Here is a 16,388-nt window from a genome sequence, read left to right on the forward strand (position 1 = left end):
GGCCGGCGCGGAGGCCCCTTGGGCAAAGCCCGTTCAGTTCCAGGAAGTTTCCCATGGCCGTGTCGGTTGAGGATTTTGCACCTGCCTATATAGGCAAGGATGTCGATGACGTCGTCATTCTGGGAGGAGGCCTTGCCGGCCTGTTCTGTGCACTCAAACTCAGTCCCCGGCCGGTGACGGTCATCACCAACGCGCCGATCGGCCAGGGGGCGTCGTCCGCCTGGGCCCAGGGCGGCATTGCCGCCGCGATTTCCGAAAATGATTCCGTCGACAAGCACCGGGACGACACCCTGACCGCCGGCTGCGGTATCTGCGAGGAAAAGATCGTCGAGCAGATGACCCGCGAGGGCAGCGACCGGGTGCATGATCTTCTGTCCTACGGCGTTCCCTTCGACCAGGACCTGGAAGGGCGTCTGAAGTTTTCCCGCGAGGCGGCCCATTCCCACAGCCGTGTCGTGCGCGTGCGCGGCGACATGGCCGGTCGCGCCATCATGGACGCGCTGATCGCAGCCGTGCGCAGGACCCCCTCCATCCGCATTCTGGAAGGCTATCTCGGCGAGAGTTTCCTCGGCGAAGGCCGGTATGTGACCGGGGTGCTGGCCCGCAAACGGGGCGGTCTGGAACGGCTTGCCTTTCCGGCAAAGGCGGTGGTGCTGGCCTCCGGCGGCATTGGCCACCTTTTCGACCTGACCACCAATCCGCACGAAGCCAATGGCCATGGTCTGGCCATGGCCGCACGCGCCGGGGCGGTGATTGCCGACGCCGAATTTGTGCAATTCCACCCGACCGCGCTGGATCTCGGCAAGGACCCGGCACCGTTGGCGACAGAGGCCCTGCGCGGTGAAGGCGCGACCCTGCTCAACAGCGCCGGCGAACGCTTCATGGAAGGCGTGCACCCGGATCTGGAACTGGCCCCGCGCGACATCGTCGCCCGGGCCATCCACAACGAGATCGCGGAAGGGCGGGGCGCGTTCCTGGATTGCCGTACGGCCATCGGGGCTAGCTTCAAGGAACATTTCCCGACGGTGTTTGCCGCCGCCGAGGCGGCAGGCCTCGATCCGGCCAGGGATCTGCTTCCGGTCGCTCCGGCGGAGCACTACCACATGGGCGGCGTCCTGACCGACGCCAATGGCCGGACGTCGCTGGACGGTCTGTGGGCGGCCGGTGAAGTTGCGTCCACGGGCGCACATGGGGCCAACCGCCTTGCTTCGAATTCCCTGCTGGAAGCGGTTGTCTTTGCCGCGCGCATTGCCGAGGACATTCAGGGGCTGATGCCGACGCCGCGCAGTGCCTTCTGGAACGAAATGGATGATGCGCCCGGCCTGCCGAGCCAGCGGAATGTGGAAGAGCGCAACGGCATCACCGTGCTGCGCAAGACGCTGGCAAAGAATGTCGGCGTCCTGCGCGACGAAGCCGGCCTGAAGGCCGCGCTGGCCGATATCACCGAAGTAGAGAAGATCTGTGTGCGCCAGTCCATCAAGAACATGATGATTGCCGGCAAGATCATTGCGGCAGCTGCGCTCAAGCGCCAGGAAAGCCGTGGCGGCCATTTCCGCAAGGACTACCCGGACGAAAATCCGGCCATGGCATTCCGCTCCTATACCACCTTGAAAGAAGTGCAGGCGATCACGGCCGACGCGCTCGAGACGGCTTGAGGAACTCCGCATGACCCGCAATCATTTGCCGGAACTGCCGCGCCTGATGGTCGATGAGGCGGTCAAGGCCGCGCTTCTGGAGGACTGGGGCCGGGCAGGCGATGTCACCAGCCAGGCGACGCTGCCTTCAAAGGCACAGGCAAAGGCCGTGATCGCGGCCCGCAAGCCCGGTGTTCTCGCGGGCTTGGCGCTCGCCGAAAGCGCCTTTCGCCAGACAGATGCAGCTTTGAGTTTCAAGGCGGAGAAGACCGACGGCGACCGCTTGTCTCCCAACGATGTCGTCGCCCGGATCGAAGGCCCGGCACGGGCTCTGCTTGCCGCTGAACGCGTTGCGCTCAACTATCTCGGGCACCTTTCCGGCATCGCCACGGCCACCGCGTCTTTCGCCGATCTGATCGCCCACACCAGGGCGGACATCGTCTGCACCCGCAAGACGACCCCGGGCCTGCGCGCGTTTGAAAAATACGCGGTCAGATGCGGCGGTGGCTCAAATCACCGTTTCGGTCTCGATGATGCAATCCTGATCAAGGACAACCACATCGCGGTTGCCGGCGGTGTCACGCAGGCGATCACGGCGGCGAAGGCCTTTGCCGGTCATCTGGTCAAGATCGAGGTGGAAGTCGACACGCTGGCGCAGCTGGAAGAAGCCCTGGCCGCCGGGCCGGACGTGGTCATGCTCGACAACATGCCGCCTGCGACCCTGAAGGAAGCCGTTGCGATGGCAGATGGCAAGGTCCTGTTGGAAGCCTCTGGCGGGATCGAGCGCGACACGGTCAAGGCCGTCGCGGAAGCCGGTGTCGATCTGATCTCCTCCGGCTGGATCACCCACTCGGCGCCGGTGCTGGATCTCGGCCTCGATATCGAGATGGGCTGAGCCTGGTTCCGTTTAACCTAGCCCGTCGACTGTCTTCGCATGGAGACAACACCGGAATGCTGAAATCGCAAATCTCAAAGACCTCATCCTGAGGAGGACCGCCAGGTCCGTCTCGAAGGATGGGCCATTTGTTGTAGAGCGTGTGGCCGATCCTTCGAGACAGCGCTAAAGCGCCTCCTCAGGATGAGGTCCTTGAGTGTTTTAAGACTGTATTTGTACTGCTTAGCCCGTGGCGAGAAGAATGCCGCCAACTGCAGTCACCACGCCAAGACCGCGAATGATCCTTTCAGCCCAGTCGGGATCGTTGCGGGTTGCGATGTTTGCGCTGTAGCCGATCAAGAGGCCGGCCGCGTGCAGCAGCGCGGTTGCGAGAACGAAACCACCTGCATAACCGAATTCACCGGCCAGGCCGATTTCGCCGCCATGGGCATGTCCGTGGCAAACGCCAAAGAGGGCAACGAGGGCCGCTGACAGGCCAAGCGGCAGACGCAGGGCAAGGGCAACCACGGTTCCAAGGACGACCACCGATGTCAGGATCAGCGGTTCGACATAGGGAAGCGGAACACCGGCCAGCGACAGGGCAAAGCCGGCCACCATCGCGCCGACAAAGGCCGTCGGAAGTGTCCAGACGGCGCGGCCGCCCTGAAGCGCGGCCCAAAGGCCAACGGCAATCATGGCCAGCACGTGGTCGGTGCCGAAAAGAGGATGGGTGAACCCGGCGGCAAAAGAACCGTGTTCGGCCGGATCCAGATGGGCAAGGGCAGGGGACGTGGCCAGGGCGAAAACACCTGCTGCAAGTCCGAGGCGGATAATCATGAAAAGATCCTTCGATTGGTCATTCCGGTGCCCCGGATTGGGTCGCACCGATCATGTGCCTGTTTTTTGACAAGGGCGATCTATCACCGATTCCGGATGCCTGTAAATTGTGCTTATGATCTTGCCGAGTGACCGGCAGCAATGTCGCTGACAAGCCAATCGACGTGACACTGCCACCCGCAAAAGGGTTTCGCATGGCATAGACTGGAAGGGTATTGCTCAGGCAACGAGATCGGTGAATGGGCCGATCGGACAAAGAAAAGGGTCATGGCTGGTGACAGTCACAGCGCAAAGGGAAGAAGACGTTTCAGAGCCCGCAGGCAGCGCCGGAACAGACACGGTCGAGATCTGTTTCCTGCTTCTCGACAACTTTTCCCTGCTCTCCTTTGCCTCTGCGATCGAGCCGCTGAGGATTGCGAACAAGGTGCTCAAACGACAGGCCTTCATCTATAGCTGTCGGACGCTGGACGGATCGGACGCGCTTGCCAGCAATGGTGGCAAGGTGCGCACAGATGGTGCCTTTGACGATGTCGGCCGGCCTGATTTGCTGGCCGTTTGCAGCAGTGATGATGTCGAGCAGGTGCAACTCACCGGCGCGCAAAAGGCCCTGATCCGTCAGGTTGCCAATCAATCCGGCAACGTTGCCGGGATCTGCACCGGTGCCTATGTGCTGGCCGGTCTCGGCATGCTCGACAACCGCAACTGCACCATCCACTGGGAATATGCGGACCTCTTCCGGGAGATCTATCCGGCAGCCAATCTGGTCGACAGCCTGATCCAGTCAGACGGCAAGCTGATGACCTGTGCGGGCGGCACAGCGGCACTCGACCTGATGATCGGGTACATTGCCCAGGTCCATGGCGGTGCCGTGGCCTGTGATGTGGCCGAGATCGCGCTGCATCATGACCGGCGCACCGGTAGTGAACGCCAGCACATGTTGCAGCGGGACGATCTCGGCATGGTGCCGGAACGCATGCGCCGGGCAATCGACCTGATGACGGACAATGTCAGCGAACCGCTCAGCCTGCAGCAGATTGCTGACAGGGTCGGTGTCAGCCCGCGGCAATTGCAGCGGGACTTCCAGAAGAACCTCAATTGTTCGCCGCAGGAATATTACAACAAGATTCGCATCGACATTGCCCGCCAGCTGGTGTGCCGAACATCCATGCGCATGATCGACATTGCGGTCGCCTGCGGCTTTGCCAGCGCCTCCCACTTTTCCAACCGATACCGGGCGGCCCATGGCAACAGCCCGGCCTGGGATCGGCAGCAAAGCGGACGGATTGCCGGCACCATTCGCTGACCGGCTCCGACAGCCCGGCCTGTTCCAGAGGTCCGGCCGAATGGCTGTATTTAAACTTGACTAAAAAACTCATATTAATTAGCGTCCGGCCATTCAGGGGCGTCCGCCCCTGTGACAGAACAGGAGAACCCTATGTCCGTCATGAAAATGACCAAGGGTTTCTGCCTTGCTCTCGCAGCCAGCGCATGTCTCGCGTCAGCCCCGTCCGCACTTGCAGAAACGATTACCGTCACCGACCTCGCCGGCCGCACCGTCGAGGTCGAAAAAGATCCGTCCGCTATTGTGCTCGGCGAAGGCCGGATGATCTACACCCTGGCGCTTCTGGATCGCGAAAATCCGTTTGAGCGGGTCGTCGGCTGGAAGAACGACATGATCCTTTACGATCCGGATGCCTGGCGCAAATACGAGGAAAAATTCCCCGAGGCGACGGACATTCAGCGGCTCGGCAGCCCCTATTCGGACGAGTGGAACCTCGAAGCCGTCATTTCTTCCGGCACCGAAGTCGTCTTCATGAACCTGGGCAACCTTCTGAAGGCTCAGGAAAGCGGCATAATCGAGAAGCTGGAAGAGGCGGGCGTAGCAACCGTCTTTGTCGATTTTCGTCAGGATCCGACCCAGAACACGGTGCCGTCCATCCAGTTGCTGGGCCGCATTCTGGATGAACGCGACAATGCCGACGCCTTTACCGATTATTACAATGCCCAGATGAAGCGGATCTACGCCGCGGTCGATGGCATTCCGACGGAAGACCGGCCGGTTGTCTTCATTGAACGCGCAGCGGGATACAATCCGAACAAGTGCTGCGGCACCTTCGGTTCGGCCAATCTGGGCCGCCTTGTCGAACTGGCGGGCGGACGCAACTGGGGGTCCCAGAAATTCCCGGGTTTCGGCGGCAATGTCAGCCTGGAGGCGGTCTTTGCCGATGACCCCGCCGTGATCATCGGCACGGGTGCCAACTGGGCGGAAGCCAACCCGGAAACAACGGCCGTACTGTTCGGTTACGAGGCCAGCAAGGATGGCGTCCAGGAACGTCTTGGCGCTCTGGCAGAACGCGATGGCTGGTCCGAACTGCAGGCGGTGAAAAGCGGCCGGTTCCACAGTATTTACCACCAGTTCTACAACAGCCCCTATCATTTCGTGGCGATGCAGGCCTTTGCCAAGTGGCTGCATCCGGAGCTGTTCGAGGACCTGGATCCGGAAGCAACCATGGCCGAACTGCATCAGCGCTTCCTGCCGATCGATTATTCCGGCGTCTTCTGGGCAAGCCTGAACAAGGGCAGCTGAGGCTGCCTCTGACCGCGCGGCCCGGGTTCCGGGCCGTTTTTTTTATCACCAGATTGGCATTTGAGATGAGTGAACTGACTGCGGAGACGCTTCAGGCGGGCTATGCCAGCCGAACCATGCGCCGCACTGCCATGCTCTCCGGGGCTTGCGCGCTGTTGCTGTTGAGTTTTGTTGTTGATTGCGCCACCGGACCAGGGGGCTACTCGCTTCAGACCGTTGCGGAAGTGCTTGCCGACCCGTTTGCCCATGGAGCCCGTCTGAAAGTGATCGTCTGGGACTACCGCATTCCGGTCGCCCTCACGGCCGTGCTGGTCGGTGCCATGCTGGCAACGGCCGGTGCGCAGATGCAGACCATTCTCAACAACCCGCTTGCCGAACCCTTCACCCTCGGTGTGTCGGCCGCAGCCAGCTTCGGGGCTGCTCTTGCGATCGTGCTTGGCATTTCCGTGCTCCCGGCTGTTGGCGGGCTGCTGGTGACGCTGAATTCCTTCCTGTTTGCACTCGGCACCTGCGCGATCATCCTTCTGGCAACGCGGCTCAAGGGCGTTGGCTCCGAAACGATGATCCTGTTCGGGATCGCGATCTTCTTCACATTCTCCGCCTTGCTGTCGCTGATGCAGTACATGGCGAGTGAGGATCAACTTGCCCGCATCGTCTTCTGGATGATGGGGTCGCTCAGCCGCGCCAGCTGGGAAAAGATCGGTCTCGGGGCCGTCCTGCTGGGACTGGCCATTCCCTTTGGCCTGATGCGCACCTGGTCCATGACGGCCTTGCGCATGGGCGAAGCCACCGCTGAAAGCATGGGGGTCGATGTCGCCCGGTTGCGCATTGAGATGCTGATTTCCATTTCGTTGCTGGCAGCGACCGCTGTCTCCTTCGTTGGCGCGGTCGGCTTTGTCGGGCTGGTCGGGCCGCATATCGCACGGCTCCTGGTGGGGGAGGACCAGCGCTTCTTCCTGCCCCTGTCGGCGCTTATTGGTGCCCTGGTTCTGTCGCTGACCTCGATTCTGTCCAAATCGATCACGCCGGGCGTCATCTATCCCATCGGGATCATCACCGCGCTGATCGGTGTGCCGGTGTTCATCTCGATCATCCTGACCACACGGCGGGAGAAACTGTCATGACGCTGGACATCCAAGACCTGACGGCTGGTTACGGCCGCAAGGCCATCTTGCAGAACATCTCCATTCCTGCCGTTGCGCCGGGCTCATTTGTCGGGGTGATCGGGCCGAACGCGGCGGGCAAGTCCACGCTGTTCAAGACAATCGCGGGACTGATCAAACCGCTCGCCGGGGAGGTCGTTCTCGACGGAAATTCGCTGACCAATCTGTCGCGCCGTGACCGGGCACGCGCCATTGCCTACATGCCCCAGGCCTATGGCTGCAATGCACTTCTGACCGTGTTTGAAAGCGTGTTGCTGGCGCTCAAGCAGACATCGGGCTGGCGGGTGAGGGCGGATAATCTCGCGCAGGTTTCCGCGACGCTTGGCGCGCTGCGCCTGGCCCACCTGGCCGACCGCGGCATTTCGGATCTCTCCGGCGGCCAGGCGCAGATGGTCGCCGTTGCACAAACACTGGTGCGTGCGCCGCGCATGGTGTTGCTCGACGAACCGACCAGCGCCCTCGACCTGCACCATCAATTGTCGATCCTCGGCTCGGTCCGCGCGCAGATGCAGGCACGCGGTACCATCGTCATGGCAGCGCTGCATGACCTCAATCTGGCGGCCAAGTTCTGTGACCGGCTGATCCTGATCAACCAGGGCCGGATCCTGGCCGACGGGTCCCCGCAGGACGTCCTTGCCCTGCCGGTGATTGGCGAAACCTATCGGGTCAGAACCTCGCTGGAGACAACGCTGGCCGGGGCGCTCTATGTTGACGCCTCGTTGGAACACCAGCTGTGACCCTCGAGCCTTCCGGGACTGTGCAATCAGTCTCGAACTTCTCGCTGAAAGACGAGATCTGCGACTACTGGTCGGACCGAGCCGCCACCTTTGACCTGTCTGTTTCGCACAGGATCGAAGACCGTCATGGCCTACCCGAGTGGCAGCGTCTGATTCAGGATGCCTGCACGCTTCCGCCGACCGAGGACCTGGTTGGGTGGCAGGTCCTGGAATTTGCCTGCGGAACGGGGGAGATCAGCCGGGTCTTGACCAGCCTTGGCGCCAGCGTGACGGGTCTCGACTTTTCCGAAACCATGCTCGGCCTTGCCCGGCAAAAACTGGCGGGCGCGGACTGGCGGCCTGTCCTGAGTGATGCGGAGGCCATGATCCAGCTGGAGGATGCCAGTTTTGACCTTGCCGTAACGCGTCATCTCGCCTGGACACTCGCCCATCCGCAAAACGCCTATGCCGAGTGGCTGAGGGTGCTGAAACCCGGCGGAAGGCTGCTTGTTGTCGATGGTAATTTTCGGGCGCCGAAGTCGTCTTATCAGCGGCTGCGGAACCTTCTGGCCAATTGGTTGTCGGGGCGTCAGCCCTCTCAGGGAGACAGAGACCGCCACGAAGCAATTCTGGACCGGCTTCCCTATCGTGACGGATTGAATGCGGAACGTCTCGCAATCGATCTTGAGGGCGCGGGGTTCGAAGTTGCCGGTTTGTTGCCGGTGCGCCGGCTCTATGGCCGGGGCATGCGGGGTTACGGTCTTGCCGAGCGGCTTCGGCAGAGTGCAGCCAATCGCTTTGCCCTGGTGGCGGTGCGTCCCGCCGGCCAGGGCGTCTGAAGACCCGGGTCTCCGTCCGGAAAAGTCCTACCGCGCCGCCGGTTTGAGGCTCGCCATCAGGTGGTGGAACTTTTCGCCCTGGATGGAGACATGCTGACGGATCGCTTCGGCCGCCTTATCGCCGTCACCATCCTCGATCGCCTTGACGATCGCCTCGTGTTCCGCCATGGACTGGCCCATGCGCCCTCGGACACGCAATTGTACCCGCCGGAAGGGCTGCAGGCGGCGCTGCAGTTTGAGGCATTCCTGTTCCAGAAAACTGTTGCCCGACTGGCGATAGAGGATCGCGTGGAACTCCTGGTTTTCGCGATAATAGCCGTCGGTGTCCTGCGCTTCGATCGTGTGTCTGCAGCGTTCATTGGCGGAGTGAAGGTCCTGGAGCGCCTGGTCGGAAATGCGCGACGCAGCCAGTCTGGCGCAGACGGCCTCCAGCTCGGCCATTACCTCGAACATCTCGATCAGTTCCACCGGGCCCGGCTGGCGCACGAAGACACCACGCCGGGGGATCTGTTCAACCAGACCGGATTGGGCCAGCCGATGCAGGGCTTCGCGAACCGGTGTTCTCGATACCGAAAACCGGGCCGCCAGCTGCACTTCGTCCAGCCTGTCTCCATCAGCAAAAGTGCCGTCGAAGATCAGGCCTTCAAGCGCGTCAGCGATGTGATCGGAACGTTTTCTGTCCATCCGTGGCCACATAGCACAGCAAACGAATGCGTGCAATGAGAGCAATCTTGTATACAAAAATGCTTGACAAAAAAACATTAGCTGAGAGAAAGACCGGGTGCCGATCTCAATTCGAGTGACCTGGGGAGAAAATCATGTGTGCCGAGCCTGCGGTCATCAAAGCCACGAACACCTTTTCAAAAGGGACCTGACCGATGAGCAATCCGCTTTATGATCAACTCTTTGGAAAACACGCGGGCAAGGATACGCCGTTCCTGATTTTTCAGGACGGAGGGCAGCTCAGCCACGCGGCGTTTCTGGAAAAAGCAGCCCGGATTGCCCATGTCCTGACCCGGAACGGCCTGCGCCCCGGAGACCGCCTCGCTGCGCAGGTCCACAAATCGCCGGGCGCCCTGGCGCTTTATGCGGCCTGTGCCCAGGCCGGCATCGTCTTCCTGCCTTTGAACACGGCCTATACGGTGGAAGAGCTGAGCTACTTCATTGAAAACAGCGGCGCCAGGCTTGTTGTCTGTGATGCTGCGAGTGAGGCGGCCCTGTTGCCGGTGGTTGAAGGTCTGGGCGTGCGTATCGAGACCCTGAGCGGCGATGAAACGGGATCATTGACGGATCAGGCGACCACCATGCCGGCGCAGTTTGCGACTGTGGACCGGTCGGAAGACGATCTCGCCGCGTTTTTGTACACGTCCGGGACAACGGGCCGATCCAAGGGCGCCATGCTCACCCAGAAAAATCTTCTGTCGAATGCGGCGGTGCTGGCGGACGAATGGCGGTTTACCGACGCCGATGTTCTGCTCCACGCCCTGCCGATTTTCCACACACACGGCCTGTTTGTTGCCACCAATGTGTCGCTGGTTGCAGGCGGCGCGATGCTGTTTCTGCCGAAATTCGATCAGGACGCGATGATCGATCTGATGCCGAGGGCGACCACAATGATGGGTGTGCCAACCTTCTATACGCGGCTTCTTGCCGACGGCCGGTTCACCCAAGAGCTGACACGGGGCATGCGGCTTTTCATCTCCGGCAGCGCGCCGCTTCTGGCCGAGACCCATCGCGACTTCGAGGCGCGGACAGGGCACCGGATTCTCGAACGCTACGGCATGACGGAAACCAACATGAACACCTCGAACCCCTATGACGGCGAGCGCCGTGCAGGCACCGTCGGCTTTCCGCTGCCCGGGGTCGAGCTGAAAATCACCGATCCCGAAACAGGCGCAACGCTGCCATCCGAAACAGTCGGGCAGATCGAGGTAAGGGGCCCGAATGTCTTCAAGGGATACTGGCAGATGCCGGAAAAAACGGCCGCCGAACTGCGGGCGGACGGCTTTTTCATCACAGGCGATCTCGGCAAGATCGATCCGGACGGCTATGTGCATATTGTCGGCCGCAACAAGGACCTGATCATCTCCGGCGGCTACAACATCTATCCGAAAGAGATCGAACTGGTTCTCGATGCTCAGCCGGGCGTTCTGGAAAGTGCCGTCATCGGGGTGCCCCATGCCGATTTCGGAGAAACAGTGCTGGGACTTGTCGTGCCGGACGGCCGGGAACAGCCTGATCTCGACGCGATCATGCAGGCCACGGGGGCGTCGCTTGCCCGGTTCAAGCATCCCCGAAAACTGCTTCTGGTGGACGAACTGCCACGCAACACGATGGGCAAGGTTCAGAAGAACGTGCTGCGGGAGCGGTTCAAGGATGTCTTTGCGCCGGCCTGACCTTTAGAGCCGGTTGCCGTGACAAGATGGCGCGAGCGGTTTCCGTTGGCCTCAATTCCGCCAGCATGTTAGCTCTGACAGAAAGAGGTTCAGGGCAGCGTCATGAGCGAGCAGCAATCAGAGACAGGCAAGGGACACGGGTCCGACATCGTCATCAGACTGACCCGCTATGCGCAGATACCGATGCTGATCGGTCTGGCTGGCGCGATGGTGCTGTTTCTCATCACGTTCTTTGTCGACATTTATGATGCGGTCCAGACCTTTGAATTTCTGGACCGCAAGAAGACGATCCTGCTGATCCTCAACCTGCTCGACATGGTCTTCATCGCCAACCTTCTGATCATGGTGGCGACCAACACCTACAACACCTTCCGGCTGAAGAGATCGGTGCATGGCGACGATTACATCCAGCAGGGCGAGAAAGCCTACCGGCGGATGAAACACCGGATCGTGTCGACGATCATCATCATCTCCTCCATCCATGTCCTGAGTGAACTGCTGGAATTCTCGCAGACGTCGCCGCTTCAGGTGGCGGCCCTGTTCGGCTTTCACCTGATCCTGCTGGCGACCTATGTGGTCACCAACGTCTTTCGCGCAAATGATTGATCTTGTTGCCTGACGGCAGCGGCCGGATCAGTTCCAGCCGCCCGCATAGGTCTTGTAGAAGATGTGCAGCCCGACCTGACCGCGCTTGGCCATGGCCTTTGCCCACCGCGGATTGACATAGGTCGCGTGGTAGTGGGTCGAGGCGTCGACCATTTTTGAAAAACGCTTGCCGTCGCTGACGTCCTTGGCCAGACGCTGCGCGGTTTTCCAGGCACCCGGGCTTGCAATCCGGTCTTTGATCCCATCACAGGCAAAGGAGAACTGGCAGCGGTTGCGCTTGTGCTTGTTCTGGTAAACAACGCCGCAGATGGAGTCCGGATAGGCCGGGTTCTTGACCCGGTTCAGGACAACCTGGGCGACGGCCACCTGGCCGTCTTCGCTTTCACCGCGCGCTTCGAAATAGATGGCTTCCGCCAGACACTGCTGCTCCCTCTTGGAGCCGACGGACAGCGGCAGCGGCACCTGGGCCCACCAGTGCGGGTTGTCAGGGTCTTCCGCCGGCGGCATGTCCTGTTCGTATTTGGCGGCTCCGAACAGCGCATCGAACGGGTCTTTGGTTTCCTTCACGCTGTCAGGCGCATAGGCGGACACCAGCGAGAAACTGGCGGCGGCGGCGTTTCGGGCCATCATCACCTTTTGCAGGTCAAGCGGGCCTTCTTCCAGAAGCCCGTCCTTGCCGGCTTTCGACAGCCGGCTGGTTTCCTTGGCATCGAGCGGTTCCGGCTTGACGAAGGCAACGCGCGGCAGGTCTTCGTGTTTCTTTTCCGTCGAGATCAGGCTCGACATGGCATAGAGGTTGCCGGCGGCCTGGTCGACCATCTGCCGGTCCGGCGCCATCGTGATCAGACGGTCACCCTTTGAGGAGGTGTTGGTGAGGATCGTCTCGGGCACTTCGGTGGGCGCAGCGCTTCTGGCGACATCGCCAAGACCGACAATGGGGCGCGCCTCAAAATCCTTGGCAGCGGAGGTCAGGGTCAGCACCGGCGCAACGGTGTGATCGGGAACGGGCCTCGTTCCAAGCGACAGCTTCGGGGTCAGCGAGGTGGTATAGGTGGCGGGTTCGAGCGCCATCATCCAGCGCGGCGTCTCCTGCGAGCGCGCGTTGATCAGCGCAACGACATCCTGATCGCCGATCGCACCGCCGAATCCGAGCCACACCAGTGGTGAGGCGACAAGAATGTATTTGAGCCGGCGCATACGCGCACGGACCGGACCGTATTCCTGAGTCACTTTAGAAGAAAACCGCTTCCTGTTGCGGGACTTAGGGCCAGACATACGCAGCCAACTCCAACTCGGTACACATCGTCCCAATACGCCGGACGATCAGCGTGAACGCCGGGTAAACGGCAACACCGAAATTGAAGATGTCTGCTTAACCTTGAGAGACCGTTAATGCGGACAGGATTCGAGGAATTTCGGACAGCAAAACACCATCAAACTTCTATTTATGGTTAATAATACGAAGGAACTGACGAAGAGATCTGTCAGCGTCCGCCAACACGCAGGCCGGGAGCTGGGCGCTCGCTCATCAGCTGATGACGAAATCGGAAGAGGGCTGCCGGGCGTCCGCCGGTGGCCGTGGACGTAGCGCCGGTCGGTTCGACAAGATCGGCATTTTCCACCAGACGGCGGAAATTCTGCTTGTGCAGATGACGGCCGGAGATCGCTTCGACAGAAGTCTGCAGCTCGGTCAGAGTGAACGTCTCCGGCATCAGCTCGAAAATCACAGGACGGTATTTCAGTTTGCCGCGCAGTCGCGAAATCGCGGTTGCGAGCACACGCCGGTGGTCGAAGCGCATCGGGATGCCGAGCGAGGGCCGGCTCGTCCGGTCGAGCGCCGCCGGTCGTCCGTCGGTTCGTGCTTCCTCCACAAGCCCTGCCTCGTAGAGCAGCTCATACCGCTCGAGCGCCCGCTCTTCGTCCCAGCTTGTCGTGTCGGAGCCGAAAGCGAGCCGGATACGTTCCTGGCGCCCGAGGGCACGCGGAGGCTCACCGGCAGCAGGCGGCTCCTTGGCCCAGTGTTCAAGCAGAGGCACGATGTCCCGGTCGAGAAGGTCCGGCCGTCCGGTCCGCCAGTCCTCCCAGGGGAAATAGTCGTACCAGGACCGCCAGGCGGATTTGTGCCGGGCCAGCATGTCCTCAGAATCCGCCGTCTGCCGGGTGAGGGCGAGATAGCCGACGGAAACCACATGCGGGCCTTCGTCGCCGGTTTCCCGGTGACGGCCGCGGTCGCCGAACGTGTAAAGCTGTTCTACATAGCCGAGCCGGAGCGCGGTCTGGTCTTCCACCCAGCTTCTGAGGCCGATTTCGAAGGTGCGGTGCCGGATCGGATCAAACGGGCCGAAGGGCAGGCTGTCCAGTGCATCGCCGCCGGGCTCGTTCACGTGCACGATCTGCGGCAGGCTTCCCGCGACCGAAACGATGACCGCGTTCAATCCGATTTCAATGCTGGCTTGCCGATGGGGCATTGCGGCTCCGCTGCTGGTCAGTCGATGGGCATGACGAAGGGCGTGCCTTCAAAGGCGTTGGCACCGCGGCCGATGCCGCGGATGGCGTCGATCATGCGGCCCTCCCGGCCAAGCAACCTGTCGCCCATGGCAACAATACGGGCATTCGGAGTTGCTGACGGTGATCGGGTCCGCAACAGTTCTGCCAGCTGGTACTCATCGGCCTCCGGGTTGAGCGCGCAGGCTGCGACATAGGCGCCCGCAGTTGACCGGCTGATCCCCGCCCAGCAATGAATGACGAGCGGTGCCTGCCTGTCCCAGCCCTGAATGAAGGTAAGGAACTGCTCGATATGCTGTTCGCTGGCCGGTACGAGGCCGTCCACCGGGTCAACGATGTCGTTGAAAGACAGGTTGAGATGCTGCTCCGGCACAATGCCTTCCGGCGTCGGAACATGCATTTCCGCATTGATTAGCGTCACGACCGATTTTGCACCGGTGGCGGCAACAGTTTCAGGAAGTTTGGACAGGGAGCAGACGTGCAGCATGATGGGACCGGTTGATGTTATCTGCCAGTAAACTAGGGCCAACCGGTCGCAAAATCACCCGTTAGCTTGATGCCTTTTTTGTTTGTTCCCAGCTTCACGCAGGGCTTCTATGGCCTCAAAGCGTTCCATGAACTTTTCCTGAGCGATCTTCACCGGCAGAGGTTCCAGCCCGTAGCGCAGCTTGCCTTCTTCGTTCAGCGGAAATCCGCGCGGGCGGCCGAAGATCTTGCCGGCTTCCGCATCGTCGAAACCGGCCAGTTCCACAGCCTCGAAATAGGCGCAGATGATGTCGGCCCGTTTGGCGAGTTTCTTGACGGTCTGGGGAATTTCCGCCGGCAGGCCAAACCTGAGATGGATTGCCCCCTGCAAGCGCGCTTCGACGGCCTTGTAGGCTTCGCCGATCACCGCCTTGAACGGTGAGATCATGTCGCCGATGACGTATTCCGGCGCATCATGCAGCAGCACCGCCAGGCGCCAATGGGGAGGCAGGTCCGGTTTCAGCATCAGGGCAATGTCCTCCACCACCAGCGAATGCTCGGCAACGGAAAAGGCATGATTGCCGAAGGTCTGGCCGTTCCAGCGCGCAACACGGGCAAGGCCATGGGCAATGTCGGAAATCTCGACATCGAGCGGCGACGGGTCCAGCAGATTGAGACGTCTTCCGGACAACATGCGCTGCCAGGCGCGGGGCGGCTGGTCGGAACGGGCGGCGGGCATCGGTCCCCAAAACGTTTAGCGGTTTCAGTCCGCGGCACCCGGTTCCGGCAAAGAAAATCCCGCCCATTCGGGCAACTTGACCAGAATCTCCGCGTCGCCGCATTCAAGAAGGCTGCCGTTGTCCTTGGCTTGGACAACCTTGTCAAGACGCATCAGGGCAAGACCTGTTGAGCCTGCCTCGGAGGTCGTCGACGACCCAAGCGTTCCGATGGTTTTGCCCCCGGCCTTGACGTCGCTGCCCTTGCCGGGAAGCGGTCCGGAGCTCTCGATCTGGACGAACCGCTTGCGCGCGGTTCCACGATGCTGAACCCGGGAGACGACTTCCTGACCGACATAACAGCCCTTGCTGAACGAAACACCGCCGAGCTGGTCGAGATCGGCGTCGTGGGGAAAAATGTCGGAATAGTCGAAATCCTGCAGGCCCTCCGGCACACCCAGCCCGATACGGTGCGTGTGGTAGGCCGCAAGCCCGGCGTCGCTGTCGCCCAGTTCGCTGGTCATCTCGGCCACCGGGCCGACCAGCCGCTGGCCGAGCGCTTCAAGGCGAGGGTCCGTTATGCGGAGCTGTGCGGTGGCTGTCTCAACGGGCTCTCCCCAGACAGCCAGGACGCCGGTGCCGGCATCCAGCAATTCCAGATCCACCTTCGCGCGGAGCCTGTAAAAGGTCAGCCGCTTCAGGAAGTCCGGCGCGGTTGTGGCCGGCGAGTCCAGCAGATAGCCGTCCTCGGCCTTGTAGATGAGGAAATCGAACAGGATCTTGCCTTGTGGGGTCAGCAAGGCGCCCGCAGACGCACCGGTCTTGTCGACCGTGTCGATGTCGCTTGTCACCAGGTTCTGCAGAAAATGTTGTGCCTCGGGGCCACCAACGCGGATCAGTGCACGGTCGCTGAGATGGGCAAAGAAGTGTGTCGGCACCGGGGGCTCCTCAAAAGCAGACGGGAATTGCCAGAAATTCTCCCTTGCCAAATAGGCGCTTTGGCGGAGACGGGCAAGGACCGGAATTTGCTGAAGAGCATCTGGCTCTTTG

16 protein-coding genes are annotated in these 16,388 nt (G+C 61.3%); 9 read left to right on the forward strand and 7 right to left on the reverse strand.

Going from position 1 to position 16,388, the window contains the following annotated elements; all coding sequences use genetic code 11:
• Window positions 1–53 precede the first annotated feature (53 nt).
• The gene (locus ACO6TG_RS21885) at window positions 54–1,655 is read left to right on the forward strand and encodes an L-aspartate oxidase (protein WP_094074190.1); all 1,602 of its coding nucleotides are present in this window, start codon (window positions 54–56) and stop codon (window positions 1,653–1,655) included.
• A gap of 10 nt (window positions 1,656–1,665) precedes the next feature.
• Window positions 1,666–2,529, forward strand: a complete 864-nt coding sequence (nadC, locus tag ACO6TG_RS21890) for a carboxylating nicotinate-nucleotide diphosphorylase (RefSeq protein WP_422375134.1) — start codon at window positions 1,666–1,668, stop codon at window positions 2,527–2,529.
• A 222-nt stretch (window positions 2,530–2,751) separates the two neighbouring features.
• Here the strand turns inward: nadC and ACO6TG_RS21895 are convergent, their stop codons facing one another.
• Entirely contained in the window at window positions 2,752–3,345 is a 594-nt protein-coding gene (locus tag ACO6TG_RS21895; protein WP_422375135.1) for a HupE/UreJ family protein, read from the reverse strand.
• 274 nt (window positions 3,346–3,619) lie between these two features.
• Here ACO6TG_RS21895 and ACO6TG_RS21900 point away from each other — a divergent pair, with 274 nt between their 5' ends.
• The 5 genes from ACO6TG_RS21900 (at window position 3,620) to ACO6TG_RS21920 (ending at window position 8,650) form a co-directional block, all read left to right on the forward strand.
• The gene (locus tag ACO6TG_RS21900) at window positions 3,620–4,648 is read left to right on the forward strand and encodes a GlxA family transcriptional regulator (protein ID WP_422375136.1); all 1,029 of its coding nucleotides are present in this window, start codon (window positions 3,620–3,622) and stop codon (window positions 4,646–4,648) included.
• Window positions 4,649–4,780: 132 nt separating this feature from the next.
• Window positions 4,781–5,932 carry an ABC transporter substrate-binding protein gene (locus ACO6TG_RS21905; RefSeq protein ID WP_422375137.1) on the forward strand — a complete coding sequence of 384 codons (1,152 nt, stop codon included), beginning with the start codon at window positions 4,781–4,783 and terminating at the stop codon, window positions 5,930–5,932.
• Window positions 5,933–5,997: 65 nt separating this feature from the next.
• A complete protein-coding gene (locus tag ACO6TG_RS21910; RefSeq protein ID WP_422375138.1) occupies window positions 5,998–7,056 on the forward strand; it encodes a FecCD family ABC transporter permease in 1,059 nt (352 codons plus the stop codon).
• Window positions 7,053–7,832, forward strand: coding sequence for an ABC transporter ATP-binding protein (locus tag ACO6TG_RS21915; RefSeq protein ID WP_422375139.1), 780 nt, complete (start codon window positions 7,053–7,055; stop codon window positions 7,830–7,832). Before ACO6TG_RS21910 ends, ACO6TG_RS21915 begins: the two co-directional genes overlap by 4 nt.
• Window positions 7,829–8,650, forward strand: coding sequence for a class I SAM-dependent methyltransferase (locus ACO6TG_RS21920; RefSeq protein WP_422375140.1), 822 nt, complete (start codon window positions 7,829–7,831; stop codon window positions 8,648–8,650). The genes ACO6TG_RS21915 and ACO6TG_RS21920 overlap by 4 nt, the downstream gene beginning before the upstream one ends.
• 27 nt (window positions 8,651–8,677) lie before the next feature.
• On the opposite strand, the gene ACO6TG_RS21925 is transcribed toward ACO6TG_RS21920, so the two are convergent.
• A complete protein-coding gene (locus ACO6TG_RS21925; protein ID WP_422375141.1) occupies window positions 8,678–9,334 on the reverse strand; it encodes a GntR family transcriptional regulator in 657 nt (218 codons plus the stop codon).
• 194 nt (window positions 9,335–9,528) lie between these two features.
• On the opposite strand from ACO6TG_RS21925, the gene ACO6TG_RS21930 reads away from it, so the two are divergent.
• Together ACO6TG_RS21930 and ACO6TG_RS21935 are read left to right on the forward strand one after the other, a co-directional pair.
• Window positions 9,529–11,046, forward strand: coding sequence for a malonate--CoA ligase (locus ACO6TG_RS21930; RefSeq protein ID WP_422375142.1), 1,518 nt, complete (start codon window positions 9,529–9,531; stop codon window positions 11,044–11,046).
• A 102-nt stretch (window positions 11,047–11,148) separates the two neighbouring features.
• Window positions 11,149–11,652: a YqhA family protein gene (locus tag ACO6TG_RS21935; protein WP_422375143.1), complete on the forward strand. Its 504-nt coding sequence runs from the start codon at window positions 11,149–11,151 to the stop codon at window positions 11,650–11,652.
• A gap of 27 nt (window positions 11,653–11,679) precedes the next feature.
• Here the strand turns inward: ACO6TG_RS21935 and ACO6TG_RS21940 are convergent, their stop codons facing one another.
• From ACO6TG_RS21940 to ACO6TG_RS21960, 5 genes are all read right to left on the reverse strand, one after another.
• Complete coding sequence (locus tag ACO6TG_RS21940) at window positions 11,680–12,849, reverse strand: cell wall hydrolase (protein WP_422375144.1); 1,170 nt, start codon at window positions 12,847–12,849, stop codon at window positions 11,680–11,682.
• A 287-nt stretch (window positions 12,850–13,136) separates the two neighbouring features.
• Window positions 13,137–14,120: an NUDIX hydrolase gene (locus ACO6TG_RS21945; protein WP_422375145.1), complete on the reverse strand. Its 984-nt coding sequence runs from the start codon at window positions 14,118–14,120 to the stop codon at window positions 13,137–13,139.
• Window positions 14,121–14,137: 17 nt separating this feature from the next.
• Window positions 14,138–14,644 (reverse strand): tyrosine phosphatase family protein, encoded by a 507-nt coding sequence (locus tag ACO6TG_RS21950; protein ID WP_422375146.1) that lies wholly within the window; start codon window positions 14,642–14,644, stop codon window positions 14,138–14,140.
• A 54-nt stretch (window positions 14,645–14,698) separates the two neighbouring features.
• Window positions 14,699–15,361, reverse strand: coding sequence for a YfbR-like 5'-deoxynucleotidase (locus ACO6TG_RS21955; protein ID WP_422375147.1), 663 nt, complete (start codon window positions 15,359–15,361; stop codon window positions 14,699–14,701).
• Between the two features lie 24 nt (window positions 15,362–15,385).
• Window positions 15,386–16,276 carry a YgfZ/GcvT domain-containing protein gene (locus ACO6TG_RS21960; protein WP_422375148.1) on the reverse strand — a complete coding sequence of 297 codons (891 nt, stop codon included), beginning with the start codon at window positions 16,274–16,276 and terminating at the stop codon, window positions 15,386–15,388.
• Window positions 16,277–16,388: the final 112 nt, after the last annotated feature.

The sequence above is a fragment of the Roseibium sp. genome (assembly GCF_965233565.1).
In the GTDB taxonomy this organism is placed as follows: Bacteria; Pseudomonadota; Alphaproteobacteria; order Rhizobiales; family Stappiaceae; genus Roseibium.

Coding starts and splice junctions, on each gene's coding strand:
- ACO6TG_RS21925 (WP_422375141.1), bottom strand. CDS start 9,334: ATGGACAGAAAACGTTCCGATCACATCGCTGACGCGCTTGAAGGCCTG.
- ACO6TG_RS21895 (WP_422375135.1), bottom strand. CDS start 3,345: ATGATTATCCGCCTCGGACTTGCAGCAGGTGTTTTCGCCCTGGCCACG.
- ACO6TG_RS21910 (WP_422375138.1), top strand. CDS start 5,998: ATGAGTGAACTGACTGCGGAGACGCTTCAGGCGGGCTATGCCAGCCGA.
- ACO6TG_RS21915 (WP_422375139.1), top strand. CDS start 7,053: ATGACGCTGGACATCCAAGACCTGACGGCTGGTTACGGCCGCAAGGCC.
- ACO6TG_RS21905 (WP_422375137.1), top strand. CDS start 4,781: ATGTCCGTCATGAAAATGACCAAGGGTTTCTGCCTTGCTCTCGCAGCC.
- nadC (WP_422375134.1), top strand. CDS start 1,666: ATGACCCGCAATCATTTGCCGGAACTGCCGCGCCTGATGGTCGATGAG.
- ACO6TG_RS21935 (WP_422375143.1), top strand. CDS start 11,149: ATGAGCGAGCAGCAATCAGAGACAGGCAAGGGACACGGGTCCGACATC.
- ACO6TG_RS21955 (WP_422375147.1), bottom strand. CDS start 15,361: ATGCCCGCCGCCCGTTCCGACCAGCCGCCCCGCGCCTGGCAGCGCATG.
- ACO6TG_RS21950 (WP_422375146.1), bottom strand. CDS start 14,644: ATGCTGCACGTCTGCTCCCTGTCCAAACTTCCTGAAACTGTTGCCGCC.
- ACO6TG_RS21940 (WP_422375144.1), bottom strand. CDS start 12,849: ATGCGCCGGCTCAAATACATTCTTGTCGCCTCACCACTGGTGTGGCTC.
- ACO6TG_RS21930 (WP_422375142.1), top strand. CDS start 9,529: ATGAGCAATCCGCTTTATGATCAACTCTTTGGAAAACACGCGGGCAAG.
- ACO6TG_RS21885 (WP_094074190.1), top strand. CDS start 54: ATGGCCGTGTCGGTTGAGGATTTTGCACCTGCCTATATAGGCAAGGAT.
- ACO6TG_RS21945 (WP_422375145.1), bottom strand. CDS start 14,120: ATGCCCCATCGGCAAGCCAGCATTGAAATCGGATTGAACGCGGTCATC.